The organism is Nitrospiraceae bacterium, from assembly GCA_020632595.1.
In the GTDB taxonomy this organism is placed as follows: Bacteria; Nitrospirota; Nitrospiria; order Nitrospirales; family UBA8639; genus Nitrospira_E.
In genome coordinates, this window is the sequence record JACKFF010000009.1 from 115,740 (window position 1) to 138,400 (window position 22,661).

At 51.5% G+C, this 22,661-nt stretch carries 13 protein-coding genes; 5 read left to right on the top strand and 8 right to left on the bottom strand.

Annotated elements, in window-relative coordinates; genetic code table 11:
- Nucleotides 1–23: 23 nt before the first annotated feature.
- The gene (locus H6750_15500; GenBank protein ID MCB9775713.1) at nucleotides 24–803 is read right to left on the bottom strand and encodes a glucose-1-phosphate cytidylyltransferase; all 780 of its coding nucleotides are present in this window, start codon (nucleotides 801–803) and stop codon (nucleotides 24–26) included.
- A 1,503-nt stretch (nucleotides 804–2,306) separates the two neighbouring features.
- On the opposite strand from H6750_15500, the gene H6750_15505 reads away from it, so the two are divergent.
- Nucleotides 2,307–2,582, top strand: coding sequence for a hypothetical protein (locus H6750_15505; GenBank protein MCB9775714.1), 276 nt, complete (start codon nucleotides 2,307–2,309; stop codon nucleotides 2,580–2,582).
- Here the strand turns inward: H6750_15505 and H6750_15510 are convergent.
- The 3 genes from H6750_15510 to H6750_15520 all read right to left on the bottom strand — a co-directional run bounded on the left by H6750_15510 (nucleotide 2,563) and on the right by H6750_15520 (nucleotide 6,391).
- On the bottom strand, nucleotides 2,563–3,903 hold the full coding sequence (locus H6750_15510; GenBank protein ID MCB9775715.1) for a polysaccharide pyruvyl transferase family protein: 1,341 nt from the start codon (nucleotides 3,901–3,903) through the stop codon (nucleotides 2,563–2,565). The genes H6750_15505 and H6750_15510 overlap by 20 nt on opposite strands.
- A gap of 74 nt (nucleotides 3,904–3,977) precedes the next feature.
- A complete protein-coding gene (locus H6750_15515; protein ID MCB9775716.1) occupies nucleotides 3,978–4,730 on the bottom strand; it encodes a methyltransferase domain-containing protein in 753 nt (250 codons plus the stop codon).
- A 116-nt stretch (nucleotides 4,731–4,846) separates the two neighbouring features.
- Nucleotides 4,847–6,391 (bottom strand): oligosaccharide flippase family protein, encoded by a 1,545-nt coding sequence (locus H6750_15520; protein MCB9775717.1) that lies wholly within the window; start codon nucleotides 6,389–6,391, stop codon nucleotides 4,847–4,849.
- 2,001 nt (nucleotides 6,392–8,392) lie between these two features.
- Here H6750_15520 and H6750_15525 point away from each other — a divergent pair.
- From H6750_15525 to H6750_15535, 3 genes are all read left to right on the top strand, one after another.
- Nucleotides 8,393–9,439 carry an IS5 family transposase gene (locus tag H6750_15525; protein ID MCB9775718.1) on the top strand — a complete coding sequence of 349 codons (1,047 nt, stop codon included), beginning with the start codon at nucleotides 8,393–8,395 and terminating at the stop codon, nucleotides 9,437–9,439.
- 664 nt (nucleotides 9,440–10,103) lie between these two features.
- On the top strand, nucleotides 10,104–10,295 hold the full coding sequence (locus tag H6750_15530; GenBank protein ID MCB9775719.1) for a hypothetical protein: 192 nt from the start codon (nucleotides 10,104–10,106) through the stop codon (nucleotides 10,293–10,295).
- A gap of 38 nt (nucleotides 10,296–10,333) precedes the next feature.
- Nucleotides 10,334–11,704 (top strand): VanZ family protein, encoded by a 1,371-nt coding sequence (locus tag H6750_15535; protein ID MCB9775720.1) that lies wholly within the window; start codon nucleotides 10,334–10,336, stop codon nucleotides 11,702–11,704.
- A gap of 289 nt (nucleotides 11,705–11,993) precedes the next feature.
- Here H6750_15535 and H6750_15540 read toward each other — a convergent pair whose 3' ends face one another.
- Together H6750_15540 and H6750_15545 are read right to left on the bottom strand one after the other, a co-directional pair.
- Entirely contained in the window at nucleotides 11,994–17,699 is a 5,706-nt protein-coding gene (locus H6750_15540; GenBank protein ID MCB9775721.1) for a choice-of-anchor D domain-containing protein, read from the bottom strand.
- 1,174 nt (nucleotides 17,700–18,873) lie between these two features.
- A complete protein-coding gene (locus H6750_15545) occupies nucleotides 18,874–19,296 on the bottom strand; it encodes a hypothetical protein (GenBank protein MCB9775722.1) in 423 nt (140 codons plus the stop codon).
- Between H6750_15545 and H6750_15550 the strand changes: the two genes are divergently transcribed.
- Nucleotides 19,295–19,681 carry a hypothetical protein gene (locus H6750_15550; protein ID MCB9775723.1) on the top strand — a complete coding sequence of 129 codons (387 nt, stop codon included), beginning with the start codon at nucleotides 19,295–19,297 and terminating at the stop codon, nucleotides 19,679–19,681. The genes H6750_15545 and H6750_15550 overlap by 2 nt on opposite strands.
- A gap of 459 nt (nucleotides 19,682–20,140) precedes the next feature.
- On the opposite strand, the gene H6750_15555 is transcribed toward H6750_15550, so the two are convergent.
- Both H6750_15555 and H6750_15560 read right to left on the bottom strand, forming a co-directional pair.
- Entirely contained in the window at nucleotides 20,141–20,413 is a 273-nt protein-coding gene (locus H6750_15555) for a transposase (GenBank protein ID MCB9775724.1), read from the bottom strand.
- 899 nt (nucleotides 20,414–21,312) lie between these two features.
- Nucleotides 21,313–22,638, bottom strand: coding sequence for a hypothetical protein (locus H6750_15560; GenBank protein ID MCB9775725.1), 1,326 nt, complete (start codon nucleotides 22,636–22,638; stop codon nucleotides 21,313–21,315).
- Nucleotides 22,639–22,661: the final 23 nt, after the last annotated feature.

Below are 22,661 nucleotides of genomic sequence, written 5' to 3' on the forward strand. Positions count from 1 at the left end.
AATACTTGTAACTATAAATTTAACTAGGGCTTGTTCCATATTTGCCAAGGCGTATCACCGGCGTCAACCAAGTTATTGAATTCTCTCTTGTCCGCGAAAGTATCCATGGCCTTCCAAAAACCGTCGTATGTGTAAGCGAGAAGCTTGTTTTTCTTGATGAGTCGCTGAAATGGTTCCTGTACTAACTCCTCACCGTCGTGAATATAGTCAAATATTTCTTTTTTGAAGGCAAAAAATCCGCCGTTGATTCGATGATCTGTAAATTTTACATTTTTGATCGTCGTGACCACACCTTCTGGTGTCGTAGTAATGAAATGGTAATTGAGATTTGGCCTTACACTAACGAAGCAGCCAACCTTGTCACTGTTTTTCAAGAAGTCTACTAACTCTGGAAGCGGTAGATTAGTCAGGCCATCGCTGTAGTTGGCGAGAAAAATATCGTCGCCCCCAAGATATTTTCTTACAGCCATCAAGCGTTGCCCAATGTTCGAGTAGATTCCTGTATCAGCGAAGGTAATGCTCCAGTCATGAATGTCATTATTGTAAAGGTGGAGCGTCTGGCCTCCGTTATACATTACGAAATCATTCGACAGACACTCGTCATAGTTCTGAAAGTAAGCTTTGATACTCTCCCCTTTGTAGCCAAGGCACAGAATAAAATCCTTGTGGCCAAAATAAGCGTAATACTTCATAACATGCCATAGAATTGGCCTGCTTCCTATTTCAATCATGGGCTTAGGCAGCGTGGAGGAATAGTCCCGCATCCGCATCCCCTGGCCACCACAAAACAGAACAACTTTCATCAAATGTTTCTCCACTTGGATTTCATTTTAATGCTGAAGAACAGGAGTAAAATTTTTATCGGCAAACGGAGGTATTGACTTTAACAATGGCCGGAAAGGACGATTGAACATCCGTAGCAGACACAGATCCCTCCAGATGATCCTGTTAATCGTTGTGAGATTTAGCCTTTGGTAGAGCTTGAAGATGGCGTCACCCTGGTTGCGAGTGACACGAGAAATATTGAAAACCACCTTTTCCCGCTCTAAGACCTGCTGGAGTACGCGACGGGTCAAGACTGTCGCGAAAACAGAGTTCTTACACGTCAGATGCTCGAGCTTACCCCAAACCAGAAAAACAACGTACTCTTGTTTCTTGGTGCAGATAGATGGGTCATGCGAGACGTTCATGACCCACCTTGATGGAGTCGTTTGGCAGGGTCTCTGAGGACCGTTCGTCACTGCATTCAGCTCTTAACACAATGTTAAGGATCTCTCGCCAAAAGTGTTGGACGAGCAGGTAGATCGGAGCCTTCTCGACGAAATCCCAGCAGGAGTTGAACATATCGGCCATGTCCTCCTGAACGTTTCAAAGAAATGCGGATAGGTGAAACTTCATTAAAAAGCAGTGAAATTCAGGCGCCTCCAGTCGAACTGTGATAACTTCACGGCAGACTGGAACCCCAAACAATTTGCTGAATTCTTTGCGCATCATAATTTAACCAGGCAATTTAATGTATTCCCCCTATGGGGCATAGGCAAATTTCGGATGATTTAAGTATTTGTTTCCAAACGCGTGTGCGCCTGATCGTTTCCCTTCAGTGTGGGGGTCTCCCTCACTGGGTGTTTGGAATGCAGACTAAATTTAAATCGCTTTATTAGATATTCCTCTGATTTTTTTCGGAGAAGGAAGACTGCAATTTTCTGTGTATGATTTTTTGGTTAACCATTTCTTGCCAAGCCTGGAATGGTAGACTACCGAGTTATCAAAGGTCGGAAAATTTTTCTTGTTCTCCATCTTGATCAGCTGATTGAAAAACTTAAGTAGCCGTAAAGCGTTTGAGATGTCCCTGTAAATCATGAACGAGATCTTGGCCTGGCTTATCATCGTCGAAATCATATTCAGCGAGGCTTGTTTGGCAGACAGCCGAACCACTGGAGTTTGACCTCTGAACGCATAGCTAGGTCCATATTGGCTGTCATGGCGGATCCCTGTCTCATACCCCAATGAGATTCGGCCTGTTCCTGATTACCACCTGCGGCATTACTAGGAAGGTCACGGCAGAACCACTAGCGAACTGCAGCGGAATATTGCCCATAGGCACGCTCGAGAGGCCTCTTATCGAGTGAACCCCCAGCGTTTGAGGTATTCATCCACTGCGCTGATCGGCCTACGTACCTGCAGGCGTGTGGCAATGAGTTACTGCAACACTTACCTTATCAAATCGCATTATTAATAATGGTGCCGATCGAATCGATGCCGAGCTGCAGACATTTTTCTGGTCGGCAGGTGGGAGGGACTTTACGTTGCCGGCTTGGCGTAAGGATGGGGCGGACATGCAGGCTATTCGACGGACCTTAATCAACTCTGTTGAAAAGCGACGCTTGGCGCTGAAAATGCGTGGGTATCTGTATTTCAACAGACTACATCTACATAGTGATTACGATGTCCCAATCGGGAAGCGTCCGGGTCTATATCCGAAGCGATTCGGGTTCAATCTGATTAATGGAGGCTGGCAGAACGACAAGGAGCGATTCGCTCTCGCAACGCGCCGATCTCAGTCTATCCGTCGATCAGGTTGAAAACTGTGTCGTATTGGGCCTGGACCGCGGACTTGAATTTAGGCATCTGCTCTCGAAGCGAGCTTGTAATGGAGGCGGAATGTTTTTCCAAAGCTATGAAGCGGTCGGTCAGTTCGTCAACTCTAAAGCTCTCTCCCTCAATCACGTAGTCGCCCTGGCCAAGCCATTTCATCAAGTCTCGCGACTTATCGTGATAGGCAATCGCTAAAACGGGTTTCTGAAGCGCTAGGGAGAGCAGAATTCCGTGATAACGCGTGGCGACTACGATGTCCAACTCTGCCAATGCGCTTAGTAAATCGTCCAAGCTCTGAAAAGTTGGTTCTACGATGAGTTGGTCATACTTCGCTTCGCCCTTGGTCTTCATCTGATTGATTACGTGAGTGGCCACTTCGGGGTCGACCTTGAGTTGAGTCGGTATGAAGCGCACTTCACAACCACGCTCTACCAGCCCATCCGCGAACCTGGCCAACTTCGCGACATAGGACTGATACTTTGCCGCATCGCTGTCGAACCAATAATCGCCGTAGAAGGGCAATAAGTTGATTCCAACCACAGGCAGTCGGTCACTGCGATCAGACTGTTTGGAGCGGATCGAGGATCGGAGACTGAAGGCCAGATCGGGAACGATCTGGTCAGCATCGAATCCATGGAGGGTGTCCACCCAACGCTTTGAGGTCACGTCCCGATAGGAGCGATAGCAGGCCTGTTGCAGTGCATACCGAAGGAAGCGACGACCGAGCCAAGTTTCAATTGGACCCGCTCCCAGACTCAGGAAAACCACTTTTGCTCCAGTATTACGCGCGAGAAGCGTCCACTTGAGCACGGTATAGGGGAAGGCCCATGGCCCACCCACGAAATCATTCAGCTGGTGGGAACCGGCGATGATCAGCAGATCGAGGCCCTCGATGCGTTGGCGGCTTTCGCGCAGGAATCCAAATTCTTTGCCGATCGTGGGAATTATTTTCAACGCCACCATGGCACCACGCATCAGCGAGGACAAGATTGGAATAGTTTTCACAAATTCCTTCACGCCCTGAAGCAAAGATGAATTCGGTGCTTGGGGCACCACTGCCGACCCTGAGGTCGCCTCGGTCGCCGTTGTTTCTTGAGTTACGGCAAAGTCTGCACTCGACGAGGCTGGAAGCATCGGGACCGCCCCGCGGCGAATCGGAAAGGATGGAATCCCGTGCCTCCTTTGTGTGTCGACCGGCGTGATCGTGAGGCCATATATCTCTGCGTCGGGCCAACGAGCGCGAGTGTTTTGTATTACCGCAGCAATAATCGACTCGTCTCCGAGATTTTCATTACCCACGTGTCCCATGATTCCAACCCGCTTAGGGCGCGACGAGGAAACCTGTCCTTGAGATCTTGCAGTTGGCACGGCACCTTCCTCCATCACGACTTCTTCTGTCCTAATACGATGATTGAGTAGCCGAACCCCATCTGCTCCTTCAACTCGTCCAGGCGGGCCGGTGTGATGAACCAACTCAGTGCCCTCGCGAGTTTGGGCGAGTTGATGATTCGCAGCCAACCGCGGTTGCCCATAGGTATCACCGACGTGGAGTCAAGGACATTGAAGTATGGCTCAATGATACCCTTTAGCTCTTTCATGTCCAGCCATTTCTTGATGTGATCCTCCGGGTCCTCACCTCCAACGCCCACGCCATCGGAATCTCTCATGCGCTCCATTACGAAACGATTCGCGGCAGTAATAATCAAATACCCACCAGGCTTGATGACATCGATGATCCGCTTCATTAGCAGAGCTTGATCGCTGACATGGGGGATCACCTCCTGGCAGACGACCAAATCAACAGGCTCGCTAGTCAGCTCGATTTCGTAGAGATCGCCCGCAGTATATTTGATTCCGGGGAAGTCCTTCTTGGCTGCCTCGATCGCCGCTTCGGAAAGGTCGACACCCTCTGCCGTACCGAACTCGGAGAGCATTTTGGTCATCCAGCCGGTTGCACAGCCGACATCGAGAATTCTCGGATGATCGAGCCGGAGTCCCTTGAGCATCTTGATGATTACTTGGGATCGCCTCTTCTGCCATTCGTTGGGCGTTTCCTGCTTTCCCCACCGGTCGTCCCAGTATGCTTGTTGTGCCTCAACCGACGGATTTGCTCCACTCTTTGCAATATTATCCATAAAACTTCTCCTTTTGATCAGCGGACTTCAAAATCTTTACCCGCCCCCATCTATCTAAGTACTTCTCGTCGCTCCATCGTCGTTTCTGAAGGCGATATGAGAAGGGCCAAGACCGGTCAGTCGGAGCTCTTGCTTATTAATTGCCTCAGAAATCCTGGGGGGGCGAGGCGATTCCTTTCAGAGGACGTAAGGCTTACGGCCCAAGCTCCGAACGCCGCTAGCGGCAGGACGGCTGCCACCTGAGCGAAGTAGAGAATCAGATTATCGGCTGGCCAGATCTGCTCGATTTGCCAGGTCGCAAGCGCGAATGGGGTGATCGCAACCGCTGGTCGAATCCACACTGTAAGCCAGAACTTGGGAATCGATGTCCCCAACACTCGATTTACGTACCACGGCGCAAATATGATGGATGCCACCAAACGCGGTGCAGTTGTTCCCCATGCTACGCCGACAATACCATACGATTGAAGCCAGTATAGACTAAGGCCAATGTTGCATACCGCTTCAATAATAAATGCGGGGACGAGCCCGGCATGTTTTGAGATACCCATCATAGTGGCCACTACGACCTGATACCCGATTGCGAACCAGAGAGCCAAACTCAATATCCAAAGAATTTCGCCAGACGGCTTCGCATACTCTTCGCCCATCCACAAGCCAATGAAAGCCTCCCCTCGAAAGATGAAGGTCACAACAATCGGCAATACTATCAGGGTCGCAATGCGAGCACTGACGAGGAGGATGCGCTCCAACTCGTCTCCTTCGTTTTCGGCCTCGAGTGCACTTGCTGATGGCGTCAGGGTCTGTGAGATGCCACTGACTGGCGCTCGTGCATACTCGGTCAGGTTGGATGCGATTGCAAACAAAGTCACCATACTAAGGGGCAGGAATGACCCGATCACGATCGAGTCGGTAAACAGGATAATCGTCCCGGAAGCCTGCAAAAGGAGCACTGAAACACTGAACGAAAAAATCATCGTCACGTGAGAGCGATGGCACTCCTTAAAGCAAACCCTGAGTTGTGGATACAAACGACGACTGAGCACAAAGCTCGCGAATCCCCTTAACCCAGACACGCCCAACTGTATCAATGCCAACGCAATCAGCCCGTAGCCCGTCTTCAACGCGAGGACGACCAATATCACGCGAACTACGCCGATAGCGATTTCGAAAAGATTGGCGATGTCGAAGCGCTGGAGTCCGGCAACCACGCCCCCATAAACGCCGCTGATCATCGAAATCGCCATGTTGACGCCGCCCAGTATCAAGACTACGCGGGCAACGGCGACGAGTTCTGGTGGAATCTGAAAGACCCGGTCGATGACGATGGCCAAGACCCCGGCAACGGCGATCGCAACGAACCCAACCAAGACGAATACGACCAGAGCCGAGGAGGCGACCCGTGTTGCCTCCAGATGACTCTCCTGAGCGTGGAATTTGGCGATGTAGCGCGTAACCGCGCCGCGGACGCCGAGATCGAGCAACCCAAGATATCCAACGATCGAGCCCAGAAGCACCCAAATACCGTAGGATTCATCCCCCAAACTATGGACGATGAACGGAGAGAGAACAAAGTTAACGCCGACGGCAAAAATGTAGCCGCCCCAATTCGCTAGGACGTTTCTGATGCGGCTTACTTTGCCTCCAACACGGATGCCCATGGGGTTGTTTTCTGATTGACTCACCAAAAAACTTTACTGGGGGATATGATTTTTAAGAACTCTTTTTGTCTGGGCAGAAAAGAAACCATTTCTCTGATATTCTCCGCGTTAAAAACCATACACAAAAAATTTCAATAGAACCCTGTTGAAAAATATTTATTAGATTATTTTTCTTGATGTCGTTTAATAAACATGTAGGAAACTTTTATGAGAAAGATGTTTTTGAATGATCTCATTTCGTAGAATGCCGGCTACCATTGAGCTGTCATTTCTGCGGATACCCACTCCCCAAGAAAGAAGATAGTATAAATTGATTCACTAGTGTTTGGCCGAATGGGCTTCGAGCCGCTTAAGCATATGAATTACTTTATTTTTTAGCATGCTGTGATTTTGTCGACTTACAAGCCAGAACCACAGTCTTATGGTATCCTCCCACGTAGTTTTTTGAGCATCCATCATATAGGTCGACCAGACCTTGTTCGCTTAGTTTATGGATTATTTGCCATGAACCACCTTTGCTCCCATTGGCACTCGCCATGAGGGCGATAACCGGATGCAGACGCTGCCATACACTGAACATTTTCGTATTCTGGCATTAATCTAATTGCCCTCGCGCGAAAATGCCCTCGCGATATCAAGGACTACTACTTGTCAGTGCAAGCCGCAAAGCAGTATCACGGACATATTCTTCAACTGGTTACGCATGTCCGGCCGAGGCAACGAACACGGAAATTGGCACCTTTGCCTCAACCTCGCCCCATGCCTGAACAAGCAAGCCCAGATCCTCTACAAAACAGAAGCCCCTGGCCTGGACTTTTCGAACAGGGGGCATGGCCCCGATCTACGACTCCCTGAACCTGGAGTATTTTTCATTGGCCATGAGCGCCTAGACAACTATTCACCCTTCATCCACCCTAGGCCTTCTTTGTTACCTATCCCAAGTCAAATCCCGATTGTCGCAGCATCTATTTCATCCCTGAGCGATGAAGACAAAAGGACTGTGATCAGACTAGGGTGTTGTCCGGGTTCTACACAAAAAAATGGACCCCATTCATCTCCCCGTACCGTGTCAAAGATCTCAAGTCTTGCAAGACACTTATCTCACTACCCAACCTCGTTGATCTGACCGCTGCCATCCATCGGTGCCCGGTACCAGATGCGGTGGCACATTGAGTTGTTTTTCAAATGGGTCAACCAGTATCTGCGAAGAAAAAACTCTCAGTCACGTCAGAAAATGCCTAGAAAGTACAAACCTGGACCGCAGTCTCGGTCTACTTCCCTGTGTCTATCGTCAAGAAGCGGGCCACCCTTAAGCCTCACTCAAAAAACTACTACAGATTTGCTCAGTGAACATCCCTTTAAAACTCAGCCTTTCTGGACGGAAATACCAGGCGTGAGGATAAGCTGTTCGACAACCAATTGAATCTATTTGATTTTTAACAAAAATTTAGTGATATTGATTGCAATCCGGAATTTTTTTGACAATGCTTTTGGCGATTGAATAATTTTGTTTCTCAGTAAAGCGGTACTGAATTGCCAAGATTGCACCGGCCAATAATCTGCATGTTTTCAATACTGAAAATGTAAAATATATTCATCTAGGTAAAGTAATATAGAAATGATTTGCAACCTGATATCCCTATATCAAGTTAAAGTGTGCACTTTTCATAGCTTCATTTGAGAGATTTTTATAAAAGCCTGAGGAGCTTTTCTTTAAACTTTGAAGTCAATTTTTTGGAATTTGACATGGTGCTTTTATCATATAAAGAATCGAATTCCTTTATTCTATGTAAGGAATTGACAAAGTAGTTGTGAAGTAATTTGTACGCGCGTGAACTTGAAACAAATCTCAAATCTTGGGTTTGTACCAGATAATCTAATATGCCCTAACTGCAAGTGGCGTATTCCATGCCTTCACCCGATATACCATATGGGCATCTCTAAAAACTGCTGACAATTTTGTGAGATTCTGGCATAAGTCTGGTCCAAGGAGGATCGCACATGGATACATCGGACCAACTTGGTTTCTTTGATTTAACTCACCGCTACGATGCGCTTACGGCGAAGGGCGATCCCTTAGAACACCTCGCCCAACAGATCCCCTGGGCTGGCTTTGGCAAGATGCTGGAGAAAAGTCTTCGTCGGTCAAAGCGGACCAAGGGAGGCCGACCACCGTTTGATGCGATTCTGATGTTTAAAATCCTCGTGCTGCAAGCCCTCTATAACTTATCCGATGACCAAACGGAATACCAGATTCGCGATCGGCTCTCCTTCATGCGCTTCTTGGGCCTCGACCTGCATCAGCGGATTCCCGATGCGAAGACCATCTGGCTATTCCGGGAGACGTTGGCGCAGGCCGGCGTCGTGGAGAAGCTCTTCAAGCAATTTGACACCTATCTGGCGGCCCCGGGGGTACAAGCCCGCGGGGGCCAACTCATTGATGCCTCGCTGGTCCCGGTGCCCAAGCAACGGAATACGCGGGAGGAAAACGCGACCGTGCAGGCCGGGGAGTGCCCGGCAGAGTGGGAGGCGCAGCCTGCGAAGCGACGGCAGAAAGATACGGATGCCCGCTGGACGAAAAAGCATGGGGTCAGTCACTTTGGCTATAAGAATCATGTGAACGTGGATAAGACGCATAAACTGATTCGACGGTATACCGTGACCGATGCCGCCGTGCATGACAGTCAAGTCCTGGAGGACGTGTTGCAGAGCAAGGCCGCCGGACGGGACGTGTGGGGCGATGCGGCCTATCGGTCGGACGAGATCGAAGCGCAACTCAAGAAGCGGAAGCTGCGGTCCAAGATGCAGTACAAAGGCTATCGAGCCAGCCCCTTGACGCCCGCTCAACAGCATACGAATCAGCGTCGGAGCCGGATCCGCGCCCGCGTTGAACATATCTTCGGCCACCAGGCGATGGCGATGGGCGGCACACTGATTCGAACGATTGGCCAGATCCGGGCCCACGCGAAGATCGGGCTGAAGAAGCTCGCCTACAACTTCCAGCGATTTCTGGTGCTCACGACCGTCAGTCGAGAGCAAACGGTGTAACCATGGGGTGGGGAACGATCATGACGCAAAGAAAGCTCAATCAGGAGGCCCGCTCTTTTCTCATGGTCCTTCCCGATGGCATGCCTAGCCCAGTGACAGCGGAGCAAACACGCTACCTCGACTGTTTTTAGAAGTGCCCATATAATATTTTCATTTTTTTAATTGCTTGCTGCCCTGGGATAAAAATACTAGCTAGGAATTATGATGCAGCTGTCACAACAGTTTTGAATTCTTCCATTCAACCTGAGATGGGCTGAAAGCGAATAAAAAAAAACTGTTTGAAGGACCTGAAGAGTGTTCAAATCTTGAGAAATCAAAGAAAGACCACTCGGATCCCTATGACAACATATTTCTGATACCGTCCGGCATGGTCTATGAACGTCTTTCCACAACCATCGCGATCTGAGCAAAGCCTATCATACATTTAATTTTGTTCCCCACGTGACTCTATTGGGGAATCTGTTTGGGTCTGAAGATGAGATTACTCTGCAAGCCTTGCAGTGTGGACCGGCAAATTAAACCATTCAACATTCAACTCACACATCAAGATTACGAGAAAGGCTATTTTAGATACCCTTTTCCGAAGGATAAAAAAGCACCAGCTATTCTAAAGGCCCATGCTCTTACTAAAAGAGTTTCCTTTTGCCACGAGGTCCCCCGCTACATGGCTCACTTAAGTCCTCTTTATGGGTTTTTCCCGGCTGAAGTTAAAAAACAAATCATTGCTGGCTTACCTACAAACCTGAATGCAATAAGAATTGAGGACAAGAATCCGAAAAATTGGCCTAAAATCCTCACAATTCCCTCCCCATTTTTAGAGGAAACCATTCTTTTTATAGCCTCCTATTTAACGTAAGATAGAGATAGTAAAAATCAAGGCAGGTCCCATATCTGATGAGAGATACAAAATCTGACAGTAGGCCTATCAGCGCAAACAATATTAGACTGTTACCCATTGCCGTAGCACTGATCATCGGTGCAACTGCCATTCCAGTCGATTTTCGTTATCCTTCGATCGACTTTGTGTCTTGGCGTCCAAACTTCATGGACGTGCTAAATAACCTGCTCCTTTACATGCCATTGGGAGTAGCCCTCCAACGCAAACGACTGCCTTTCGCAATCATCACAATAGCTATACTTAGCTGCCTCGTGGAAATTGTCCAACTGATTTATCCAAACCGCCATCCCAGTTTAATAGATATGACTGCAAATATTTTGGGAGGAATTGCTGGATGGTGTCTGGCTAACATCTCTCTCTCTCTCAAAATATCCTTGCCACAGCCAGCAATAGTTCGAGCATTCCTTCTGATCAGCAGTGCCACGGGAATATTGATATTATTTGTTGTCATTTCCCAACCTGGGCTTGACACTGATTTTTCGAATTGGAATCCGTCATATCGAATTGCAATAAACAATGAACTGACTCGCGACCGACCTTGGAGCGGGACCGTTTATGCGCTTGAACTTTTCGATCAGGCTTTAAGCCAAACCCAATTGTTGACTCTCAGCGATGTTTTTTCCAAGTCAAGTCATTTAAAGAAGCCAAGCACGGGAACAAAGCCGATTTTCGCGCTCATTCCACCAAGGATTATTGAGCAGGAATATGGTACACCCATCCTTGAACCAGATCAGGAAAAACAGATTTTTGATGCTCTGGTGAAGAGGGGGACAATGACGCTTGTAGCGTGGGTTCAAACCAATAGTCTTGAGCAATTCGACTCCGCCCGTATCGTTACTTTTTCAAGAGATCAATACAATAGGAACTTTACGCTGGGACAGGAAGGAGGTCGAATGGTTTTCAGACTGCGGACTCCGGCCACTGGCCCGAACGGGTTTGATCCTCCCTTGCGAACTTCTGAAGTGCTGAAAATAGGAAAACCACTATTTGTAGCAGCGACGTATGACGGCAAGATATCGAAATTATACCTCGACGGAAAACTCGTTGGCCGACTGAATATCGCTGCCAAAAGAAAGATTGGAACGACGCTATTTGATTATGATGCTCCCTTGATGGCAATTCTCGCCGGCGCATTCACTGCTACCTTTTTTCTGAGTGTGATTGGGTTGATATCAAATCGTCCAGTGAGGTGGATTCTTGCTGGGGTTGGCGGTTTTTGCGGTGCTTTTTTTATTGCAGCGATGGGGGGCCTATCCGCACTTCCTGCATTCGAAAACTGGTATTTGTTACTCGGCGTAGGCGGTGGGCTTTGCGTGGCATCGGCTATACACCGACCTTCCTTTTCCCTGGCTGGTATATCTACATGAGGAACATATTGCCATGCTTGGTTCGTACCTGAAGTTCTAGTGCCTGGCTGATCCGATTAATGCGTTTGCGAAACTACCTTTCGGCTCGCATCAAAATGAAGGACCACCAAATAGCCAAAGACGGTAACGCCAAAATCCCCGAACCAACTGTCCCTTTGAACATTGGCCCACAGAGAGATCGAACGATGCGCAACAAGGATCGATGTAACTTGGGCACCCGACAGCTGGGTCGGTCACTGATGTCCTTTGTCTTGACCATATGACCCAGCACGGCTTATGGAGGAGAGGTCTACATCTCCCCTATGCGCTCCACGCGCACAGCATCGGCAATGACGTAACTCCCAGCCGGCCCGGCCAGGTCACTCAGGCGCACCACCAAGGTGTCACCTGTCAGGTGATACACCCCGACGTCCTGCCACAACACCCCATTCTCCACCAAGCCCACCGGGTCCTGACGTTGATCAACGGTCACCGTCCCCAACGCCGTGGCCCCGTCCAGAACCGTATAGTGCGCATCTATGGCCCGATTGGTATACGCCTGCCAGGTCACCGCCACTTGGTATTGTCCGGGGACCAGCCCGCTCAGCGTCCATGTGGCTGTGTTCGTCCCACTGCCGACGGCCTTATAGGCAAAGTCCCCTTGCGTCCCGACCCCCGTGTATGTGGTCCAACCCCCACTGGCACTGTACCCCGCCTCCCCATCGTCGAGGATCAAAACGAGGGGCAGCGCTCCCGCTACGGTCCCAGACACACTGAAGTCGAAGGGATTCTCGTCCGCATCGTTGGAGTCGAAGCTGAGTACGCCCCTATACGTGCCCACCACACCTGCATCCAACTGCACCACAAAGTTCGTCGTTTGCCCGGGACTCACCAGCGTCGTTCCAAAGCCCGTGACCAGGCTATACCCGGTGGGCAGCGTGATCGTGCCCAGTTGGAGATCGACCGTGCCCACATTGCTTACCGTTATCGTCTGCGACATCGGCGTGCCGACCACCGTACTGCCAAAATCTACCGACCCTGTGCCGTCAGGCACCTCCCCTCCACTGACCCGCACCTGAACCTCCGGGCCCGGTGTTCCCTCCCCTACGCGCTCCACGCGCACGGCATCGGCAATGACGTAACTCCCAGCCGGCCCGGCCAGGTCACTCAGGCGCACCACCAAGGTGTCACCTGTCAGGTGATACACCCCGACGTCCTGCCACAACACCCCATTCTCCACCAAGCCCACCGGGTCCTGACGCTGATCAACGGTCACCGTCCCCAACGCCGTGGCCCCGTCCAGGATTGTATAGCGCGCATCCAGGGGCCGATTGATGTACGCCTGCCAGGTCACCGCCACTTGGTATTGTCCGGGGAGCAGCCCGCTCAGCGTCCATGTGGCTGTGTTCGTCCCACTGCCGACTACCTTATAGGCAAAGTCCCCTTGCGTCCCGACCCCCGTGTATGTGGTCCAACCCCCACTGGCACTGTACCCCGCCTCCCCATCATCAAGGATCAAAACGAGGGGCAGCGCTCCCGCTACGGTTCCAGACACACTGAAGTCGAAGGGATTCTCGTCTGCATCGTTGGAGTCGAAGCTGAGCACCCCCGTATATGTGCCTATCGCGCCTGCATCCAACTGCACCACAAAGTTCGTCGTTTGCCCGGGACCCACCAGCGTCGTTCCAAAACCTGTGACCAGGCTATACCCGGTGGGCAGCGTGATCGTGCCCAATTGGAGATCGACCGTGCCCACATTGCTTATCGTTATCGTCTGCGACACCGGTGTGCCGACCACCGTGCTGCCAAAGCCCACCGACCCCGTGCCGTCAGACACCTCCCCACCACCCACCCGCACCTGAATCTCCGGGACTTGCACTGTTCCCCCCGTTACGGTTCCAGACACACTGAAGTCGAAGGGATTCTCGTCCGCATCGTTGGAGTCGAAGCTGAGTACGCCCCCATACATGCCCACCACACCTGCATCCAACTGCACCACAAAGTTCGTCGTTTGCCCGGGACTCACCAGCGTCGTTCCAAAGCCCGTGACCAGGCTATACCCGGTGGGCAGCGTGATCGTGCCCAATTGGAGATCGACCGTGCCCACATTGCTTACCGTTATCGTCTGCGACACCGGCGTGCCGACCACCGTACTGCCAAAATCTACCGACCCTGTGCCGTCAGGCACCTCCCCTCCACTGACCCGCACCTGAACCTCCGGGCCCGGTGTTCCCTCCCCTACGCGCTCCACGCGCACGGCATCGGCAATGACGTAACTCCCAGCCGGCCCGGCCAGGTCACTCAGGCGCACCACCAAGGTGTCACCTGTCAGGTGATACACCCCGACGTCCTGCCACAACACCCCATTCTCCACCAAGCCCACCGGGTCCTGACGCTGATCAACGGTCACCGTCCCCAACGCCGTGGCCCCGTCCAGGATTGTATAGCGCGCATCCAGGGGCCGATTGATGTACGCCTGCCAGGTCACCGCCACTTGGTATTGTCCGGGGAGCAGCCCGCTCAGCGTCCATGTGGCTGTGTTCGTCCCACTGCCGACTACCTTATAGGCAAAGTCCCCTTGCGTCCCGACCCCCGTGTATGTGGTCCAACCCCCACTGGCACTGTACCCCGCCTCCCCATCATCAAGGATCAAAACGAGGGGCAGCGCTCCCGCTACGGTTCCAGACACACTGAAGTCGAAGGGATTCTCGTCTGCATCGTTGGAGTCGAAGCTGAGCACCCCCGTATATGTGCCTATCGCGCCTGCATCCAACTGCACCACAAAGTTCGTCGTTTGCCCGGGACCCACCAGCGTCGTTCCAAAACCTGTGACCAGGCTATACCCGGTGGGCAGCGTGATCGTGCCCAATTGGAGATCGACCGTGCCCACATTGCTTATCGTTATCGTCTGCGACACCGGTGTGCCGACCACCGTGCTGCCAAAGCCCACCGACCCCGTGCCGTCAGACACCTCCCCACCACCCACCCGCACCTGAATCTCCGGGACTTGCACTGTTCCCCCCGTTACGGTTCCAGACACACTGAAGTCGAAGGGATTCTCGTCCGCATCGTTGGAGTCGAAGCTGAGTACGCCCCCATACATGCCCACCACACCTGCATCCAACTGCACCACAAAGTTCGTCGTTTGCCCGGGACTCACCAGCGTCGTTCCAAAGCCCGTGACCAGGCTATACCCGGTGGGCAGCGTGATCGTGCCCAATTGGAGATCGACCGTGCCCACATTGCTTACCGTTATCGTCTGCGACACCGGCGTGCCGACCACCGTACTGCCAAAATCTACCGACCCTGTGCCGTCAGGCACCTCCCCTCCACTGACCCGCACCTGAACCTCCGGGCCCGGTGTTCCCTCCCCTACGCGCTCCACGCGCACGGCATCGGCAATGACGTAACTCCCAGCCGGCCCGGCCAGGTCACTCAGGCGCACCACCAAGGTGTCACCTGTCAGGTGATACACCCCGACGTCCTGCCACAACACCCCATTCTCCACCAAGCCCACCGGGTCCTGACGCTGATCAACGGTCACCGTCCCCAACGCCGTGGCCCCGTCCAGGATTGTATAGCGCGCATCCAGGGGCCGATTGATGTACGCCTGCCAGGTCACCGCCACTTGGTATTGTCCGGGGAGCAGCCCGCTCAGCGTCCATGTGGCTGTGTTCGTCCCACTGCCGACTACCTTATAGGCAAAGTCCCCTTGCGTCCCGACCCCCGTGTATGTGGTCCAACCCCCACTGGCACTGTACCCCGCCTCCCCATCGTCAAGGATCAATGCGGTTGGAGGTGGTAACAAGCGAAAAATGACAGTAAAACGATCATGAAGGCTCTCCCCGATACTACCGTCCCGATCCTGATCCATAAGTCGACCTAGGTTGTCCTGAATTTCCGGGCCTACATGCAAGGTGTATGTACCGACTGTAGCTTGCAACGGGAATACTACCTCGAAGATGAAGTCCGTGATCTTATTCACAGCCGTCGGGGTAATCGAACCTGGAGGTCCGACGATTTCGATGTCGTCTGTTGTAAATGTCTGGGCCAACATGGCACTATCAAAAGTGAGGAAGACTCGATCGGTCGGCCCCAAAACATCGCCAATTGGGCTTGCTATAACAATTCGTGGGCCTGCGAGGCTGGGTGTGTTTACCGCCGAAAAGGCATCTACCATCCCGCCAGTGCGTGTCTTGAACTCGAGGTCTGGAAGCGTTTTTACGGTTGATAGTACTCGATTGACAAGCCAGTCAGGCGATTGGTCGGGGAAAAGTCCAGCCAGAAGTGACACTGTGCCAGAGACATGAGCCACTCCCATGGATGTCCCGCTCCAAAAAACATAGCTTCCGCCAAGCCCTGTACTTAGAATATTGGCACCCGGAGCGGCAAGGTCGACAGAGTTTAAGCCGTAGTTTGAAAACGAAGACAGGCTGCCGCTGGGATCCACCGAAGCGACGCTAATGAGATTGGTCAGATCATGATAAGCCGCCGGATAGTAGGCGAAGGCCGGATCACCAATATCGTTCGACCCATTGCCAGCCGCTGCGACGAATACCACACCGTTATCTCCTGCCCACTGGACCGCTTCCTTCAGTGCCGGGTTATCGATGACTGTCCCCCAACTTGCGTTAATCACGTCTGGATTCAACAACACAGCATACTCTATGGCCTGAATCGCATCTGAGACTGACCCACCGCCGCCGTCATGAAACCGGACAGGCAGAATTTGGGTTCGCCAGTTGACTCCGGCAATTCCAATTCCATTGTCCCCTCGTCCGGCGATAATGCCAGTGACATGGGTGCCGTGCCCATGTGTGTCCATCGCATCGTAGCTATCGTTTAGGATGTTCCAGCCGGAGAGGTCATCTACGTATCCATTACCATCGCCATCAATCTGGTCACTCCACGATGGAACCTGCAAATCGCCCGCGTCGATGTAACCGTTTCCGTTGTGGTCAGATACAAGGGCCTGATTAAACTTTTCACCGAATTCATCGAGAATGATATCCCCATTCGCATTCCGCGAATTGAGATCGTAGAAATCAATCAACCCATTTGAGTTAGTATCGATAAGTTGGCCCAGCAACGAGGTGGGAATCTCGCCATTGTTGATAGCAATCGCTAAATACAGGTCTGGATGTGTATAGTCAATTCCGGTATCCATCACCGCCACAAGACTATGAGCGTTGCCAGTTGTTTGATCCCAAGCGAATGTAGCACGGATGTCGACCCCCGCCGTGTTTTTGAGTCCCCACTGGGCGTCAAATTGTGAATCGTTGGGCACATATTGGTCGAGCTTTATGGACTGATCGGCGACGGCATATCGGATCTCGGGCAACGCCTGTAGTCTGTCCAAGGCGACTTGATAATTCACTCCGGGCGCCAGCTCAACAAGACCGAAACGTCCTTCTAACCAGGTTTTCGACACCTTAGCCCCAAGCGAATCCATGACTGCCAGTGAAGCCGCTGACAATCGTAGCGATCCCTCCTTTTCATTTGTGTCTATCTCGAAGCGTACAATCACTCTATCGGCCCTGGTCATGACTTTACGCCCACCATCGCGCTCCACCCTGACCTTTGCATTTCCAGATCTGGCATCTGATCGATTCGGATTTATCAAAACCTCAACCTCGGAGATTGACTCCTTCTGTAGGCCATCGGAAACGATCACTCGCAGCGTATAAATACCGGCAACGTTTCCGCGGAACGTGGCAGTCGTGATGTCCGCATCCTCATTACCATTAGGCAGGAAAGTTACCTCTCCTAAAGGTGGGCCACTGACCTTAACCCAACGATACGTCAACGGATTCAGACCCTGATGGGTCTGGGAAGCGGCAACCTGCAGCCTTGTCTGGTTTGCCGGCAAAGTGAGTTCCGCATCATGCGCCCACGCCTTAATGTCAATGATCGGAAGTCCGTCAGCCAAGACCTGCTTGAGCTCCCAAATATACGACCCGCCTAATGTCAAGTAAAAGAGAAAGACAGAAAATATCACGCGCATCGTATAGTTCATAGTTGCCGGACTCCTGTCATGTTGATGAAGGGAGTTGCTTGTATGTAAGTAGCGTAAGGCCTAAACATTACTTTGATTATTTTTTATAGAATTTTTCTGTTTGCAAGGTAGAGCAAATTCCTGATAGGGGAAATACCCCATAGGGTGGGCACCCAGCCTGGGAGTGAAGCACCCCCCTAGCAAGCTGACGGGATGTTCAGAGGAAGGCTAATTCCCCAACTGAACCAGTAACCCACGTAGCAAACTACGGGGAATACAAGGGACGGGATCAAGTTCCAAGTCCACCGGGTGACTGATACCGCAGTGAACAATTCTTACGGGTCGCCCAATCCAGACATTTTCTGGGACGGGTGTTCAACCGCTATGCGAGGGTATTGAGTTCGCGCTGCGTGCAGTCTGACAATTGCGCCATGGTTCGCACACCATGGACAGTCGACCACGTTTCCCCATTTCTCCCATTGTGCTTAACCGGCAGTTTACGGTGACAACCCCTAATCGCGCTTGGGGCAGTGATATCCTAGCGTATGAACCTTCAAAGGGTGGCTGTAGAGCGCAATGGGGGTGGATAGATTTTCCCGAAAAGGGGTGGGGGTGTGCCGCCTCAATAGCGACGACCTTGCTGACCAGAGCCCTACAAATGGCCGTGGGCCAGCGACGCCACGACACGAGAAGCCGCACTCTGAGGAGTATTATTGAACGGTACGTGATCTCTGATGGTACTGTGTATTCTGACCTATACCGTTCGAATTTCTTGGACGTTCCAGACTGTACATATTTTCCGAATTCATAATTCCGAACCCTTGGCCGACACACAGAACCGCATTTAAGGCATTGACAACCTTAGGAGTCAGGCCAAAACAGCATCTTGGTTGATTTTACCGGATACCTAAACCCATTTTTCTATATTTTTAAGGAATGCGAGTGGCCGTTCAATACCACGAATCTTAAAAGACAATTACCTCGATTGGGGACTTGCATCGTTTCCGTGGACATTCGGCCGAGTTTTGTCATCTGATGCGCCTATTCTATTGGGCTGCTATTGTCCAGATGTTGATGGCGTCTCGTCCGATTAGACACCACCTCCCTATCATCGAAGCTTTCTGGTCGCGCCGCTTTACGGGTTTTAACGATTGGGCGACGGATTTTCTTCTTCTTCCGGCTTCCGCAGAAGCCCCTACCGCCGCATGCTCGTAATCCTCCCCTCGGCGGCTCCTGCAGGGAAACACCCATACGCCTGGCAGAATCGCTTCCATACATCGTTACGTAACGGCGCCCTCGGATATGAGTGGATTCTCTCGACAGGCTCGGGCGGGCGTCGCCCCACTGTCAGCAATACGGCGTCCACCCCCAGCTTCTTGGCCAACCTCGCCTTCATCGACCCACCAATAATCCTCCGCGCATCAAGAGCCATCACCCCGCCCGGTAGAGCCCCTTCGTCGGGCCGAATAGAGACACGGTCAGTCCCCCATGCCCAATCCGGTCTGTCCACCGTACCCGGTTGCCCCCATTGATTCGGGGCGGCCACGGCCGGCTTGATGTCGCCAACCCCTGGCGGCTTGGAGCCGCGGTGCGCGCGGATCTTCTTGTGGCGCTTCATGAGCTTGCCCAGGCAATGGTTGCTCACGCACTCACTGACCTCACGCAGATCGCCGAGTACGCAAGGGCACTATCGCGGTGGCCCCTTACCTCATGCGCTCGCCAAATCAGACCCCACAGGCAATCATCCTCTTGCGACCGCTGAAACGGGGGCGTTCCACTCTCGCATAATATCCACGTCCGGAACTCCTCCATCGCTTCGCCCCATCACCAACCGCGTCTCCCGACTCGATACCTTGCTTGACCGCCTCTTGTTTGCACTCCTCGGCACCTCGCTCCTTCGTCCTACCATATCCTCCCAGGCTGTCAATGAAACGAGCAGCCGTTCCTCTCCCGATCCGGAGAAAGTCCAACCGAAACGTTGGACCAAACGATTTTTGGTCTGAGTATCTGGTACAAGCTTAAAAGTTAAATTCCATGGCAACAGGTATACCCTAAGCTCCCTTGCCAATTAATCCATGAGGATTTCTCTTTTGCATCCGCAATCGAATAAAAGCCCCAAAAAAGTCGGTGTATCAAGGGATGAATCATCTACAGTTCTCATGAGGTATCCCATAACCCAACGGAAAAGGAACTTATTAAAGACTACCTCAACCACTTCATTGGAAACAGCCTTGGGATGACCGAAGAAAAAACCTTAAAATTCGCAGGCATTTTCCAGCATAAAACGGGCAGGGATTTCTCATAGGCGTGGGACAAGGGGTAAAAAAATCATTTTAACAGAAACTCTAATCAGAACACACAAAAAGGAGTCGGAGATAACCCTTTCTTGTCAGTCAACCCTGCCAGAACATTCAAAAATAAAGGCTCTTCTCCAAAGTGAGTGGGTGATTTTGGGTTGTTTTTCAGATGGGCTTGAGCATACAGGTCAAGACTTTCAGGCGGAGATACTCCTCATCGCGTAACCCATACGCCCGGCGTTGAATCACCCGGATCTTATTGTTGAGTCCCTCCACGAACCCAAGCGAAACTTTATTCTCAGCCTTGGCATAGGCGGCAATCCCATCCCAGTGCCGCTCGATCATCTCCGCAAAGTCTTCGAAGGGTTTCAGGCGCTGCCTCTTCAATGCGGCTTTCCAGTTCTCGAAAAACCTCCGCGCCCAGCCTCGGTCTGGTATCTAAGCGAATTCTTCCACATAGGCCGTGGAGTCGTTTTCGCATCGAGGCTTTTCGCCCTGCGTCCTCAGGTCAGATTTCTTCGGACAGGAGGGTATACTTTGCCCTTGATAAAGACGTCCCTTCCAGCCGCTTCGTTTGCCCGTACGAGCGCCTGACCGAGATGCCGCATCACGTGAAATTTGCATAAAGATCGCGCTGGGCATGCTTCACGGTCGACTCGAAGGCCGCCATCCATCGCCAACTGTCAGCCACTTTCTTGGCTTCCACCTCGTAGAACGATCAGGCTCTCCATGACGCCGACAGATGCGCCTCCCAGATCGCTGACACAATCCGGAGGTCTGCCTTTTGATGGAAGTCTAATGCCAGCCGCCGCCGCGGAGCGCCTATCCTTCAGCCTGGTCTTCCACCGGCTGAGCTCCTGGCCACGTCCGACGGCCGTTTCCGACGCGGCCCACATACCAGTCCCTAAAACGGTGTCGCCCCAGAAACGTCCTGTTCACTGCCACGCGACATCAGAACGCGGACTCACTTGGATGCCTCCCCACAGGACAGCGATTGCCGACCCTCGATCGTAGAAAACTCCGATGGAGTCCCCAACATCCAGTTTTGACGCCGCGCCAATAACGGCCTGCGGTCGCCAAATTCCCTTGATCGTGCTCTTGAAAACCTAGAAGGATCCAGCAGGCTCTTGCTCGTTGACATCCGGTGATCATGACAGATTTTTCTCGTGTTTAAAACACTGTATCCCCTTGCCCTACTCGCCTTTCCCAGCCGCTACGGTCTAACTTTTACCCACTCGTTTGGGAGAAGACCCAAAATAAAGTGTTGTATTCATAGATCAAAAACAACCAAGAAAAGATATTCCAAGTATTTGGAAATATTATCCTTCCTCCCTTCTTTATCTTATTAAAACCCAGGGATCCGCAATGGCAGTAATTCCAAAATATATCTCGTTGACTTTTACATTACCAGCCGCGGAACCATGGGAACGTTGGTCAATGTGGGAATAGATCAGATTGCCGAAAAGCCATGGCAAAAAGCCATACCCAACTCCAGATTGGATCCGATACGTCTTGGTGTCCAAGGCATCCCCATCGCCGACGGACTTATTCTGCGCGTACCCAACAGACGCAAAGGTATTCATCTTTAAAGTCAGAGCATGTTGAATCCTTCCCGTAAGGATCCGCGTTTGGGTCGCTTGAGAGGCTAATCCTCCGCCACTCCCAATTGTTGAAGAAGCATCAAGGGAAATGCTCCCATTTCGATATGTTTTTGTCAGCGTCGCTCCGCCAATGGGATTGGTCTGCCACTTATTGGAAAGGTCGGTCGTTGAACCTCCCTCATTAAATTCTTCAGCTCTTTTTTGTTTGGTAAACGCCACCCCACCACGAATAGAACCGCTCAACGAAGAAGTAAAACTATAGGCAATTTGCAGTTGTACATTGTGGCTAACAATTTGATCCGCAGAGGTGTTTTCCGTGGATTTACCTATAAATTCTGTTTGCCGATAGGAATATAAAGCACCGATCGTGGCATTCGTCAACTCATAAGGCAGAGAAAATGATCCCATGTGTATCATGGAATCTTGAAATTGATTTGAAAAAAAATGGCGATATTGGTTGTTGTACGCCAGAGTCGGAGTCAGGCGAGGTGACCAGGTATATCCTAGCGTAACACCGGACCGATTCAAGAACGAACTCGCACGGCTCGTATACACCCCCTGGGTCCCACCAACACCTTGTGAAGAAGTAGAGGAGACCTCTGAGACCCCCCCAGTCCCAGCTCGCACTCCAGGCGTGGTGAAGGCATCCTGCGCCCCAGACAAAGAGAAGGCATCTAATTGAGGAGTGAAATTCATGTCTTCATCGATTTTCACCGTCAAGTTTTTATACTGTTTGGTTAAAAACGGGAGCTCCAAGATAAGATTGGCGTTTTGAATATACCGATCCTGGTCAGGGTTGTTGACATAGGCAACGAACCGGCCGAAATACGTCCCGCCAAGCACAATGTCAGGATTGGCATATTTAAGCTCAAGATTGGGTCCCGAATAGGTTCCAAAATCATCCTCTCTGTCCTTATCAGAGTAAAAAAGATTGTCCGTATACTGTTGAGTGACGTTAAAGGAGGATTGCAGAGAAAGGGAAGCTAAGACGAGACTCGGAGGGTGAGCCATGACCCAGAACACGACGAAAATAGCCAGACGTAATATACCTCGATTACCCATACGCTAAAGTACATCCCCCTTCA

What these genes read in the sequence shown, in the direction of transcription:
- H6750_15520 (MCB9775717.1), bottom strand. Translation starts at nt 6,391, where the DNA reads ATGGGCATCCGTGTTGGAGGCAAAGTAAGCCGCATCAGAAACGTCCTA.
- H6750_15525 (MCB9775718.1), top strand. Translation starts at nt 8,393, where the DNA reads ATGGATACATCGGACCAACTTGGTTTCTTTGATTTAACTCACCGCTAC.
- H6750_15545 (MCB9775722.1), bottom strand. Translation starts at nt 19,296, where the DNA reads ATGAAGCGCCACAAGAAGATCCGCGCGCACCGCGGCTCCAAGCCGCCA.
- H6750_15560 (MCB9775725.1), bottom strand. Translation starts at nt 22,638, where the DNA reads ATGGGTAATCGAGGTATATTACGTCTGGCTATTTTCGTCGTGTTCTGG.
- H6750_15530 (MCB9775719.1), top strand. Translation starts at nt 10,104, where the DNA reads ATGGCTCACTTAAGTCCTCTTTATGGGTTTTTCCCGGCTGAAGTTAAA.
- H6750_15550 (MCB9775723.1), top strand. Translation starts at nt 19,295, where the DNA reads ATGAGCTTGCCCAGGCAATGGTTGCTCACGCACTCACTGACCTCACGC.
- H6750_15540 (MCB9775721.1), bottom strand. Translation starts at nt 17,699, where the DNA reads ATGAACTATACGATGCGCGTGATATTTTCTGTCTTTCTCTTTTACTTG.
- H6750_15515 (MCB9775716.1), bottom strand. Translation starts at nt 4,730, where the DNA reads ATGGATAATATTGCAAAGAGTGGAGCAAATCCGTCGGTTGAGGCACAA.
- H6750_15500 (MCB9775713.1), bottom strand. Translation starts at nt 803, where the DNA reads ATGAAAGTTGTTCTGTTTTGTGGTGGCCAGGGGATGCGGATGCGGGAC.
- H6750_15535 (MCB9775720.1), top strand. Translation starts at nt 10,334, where the DNA reads ATGAGAGATACAAAATCTGACAGTAGGCCTATCAGCGCAAACAATATT.
- H6750_15510 (MCB9775715.1), bottom strand. Translation starts at nt 3,903, where the DNA reads ATGGGACACGTGGGTAATGAAAATCTCGGAGACGAGTCGATTATTGCT.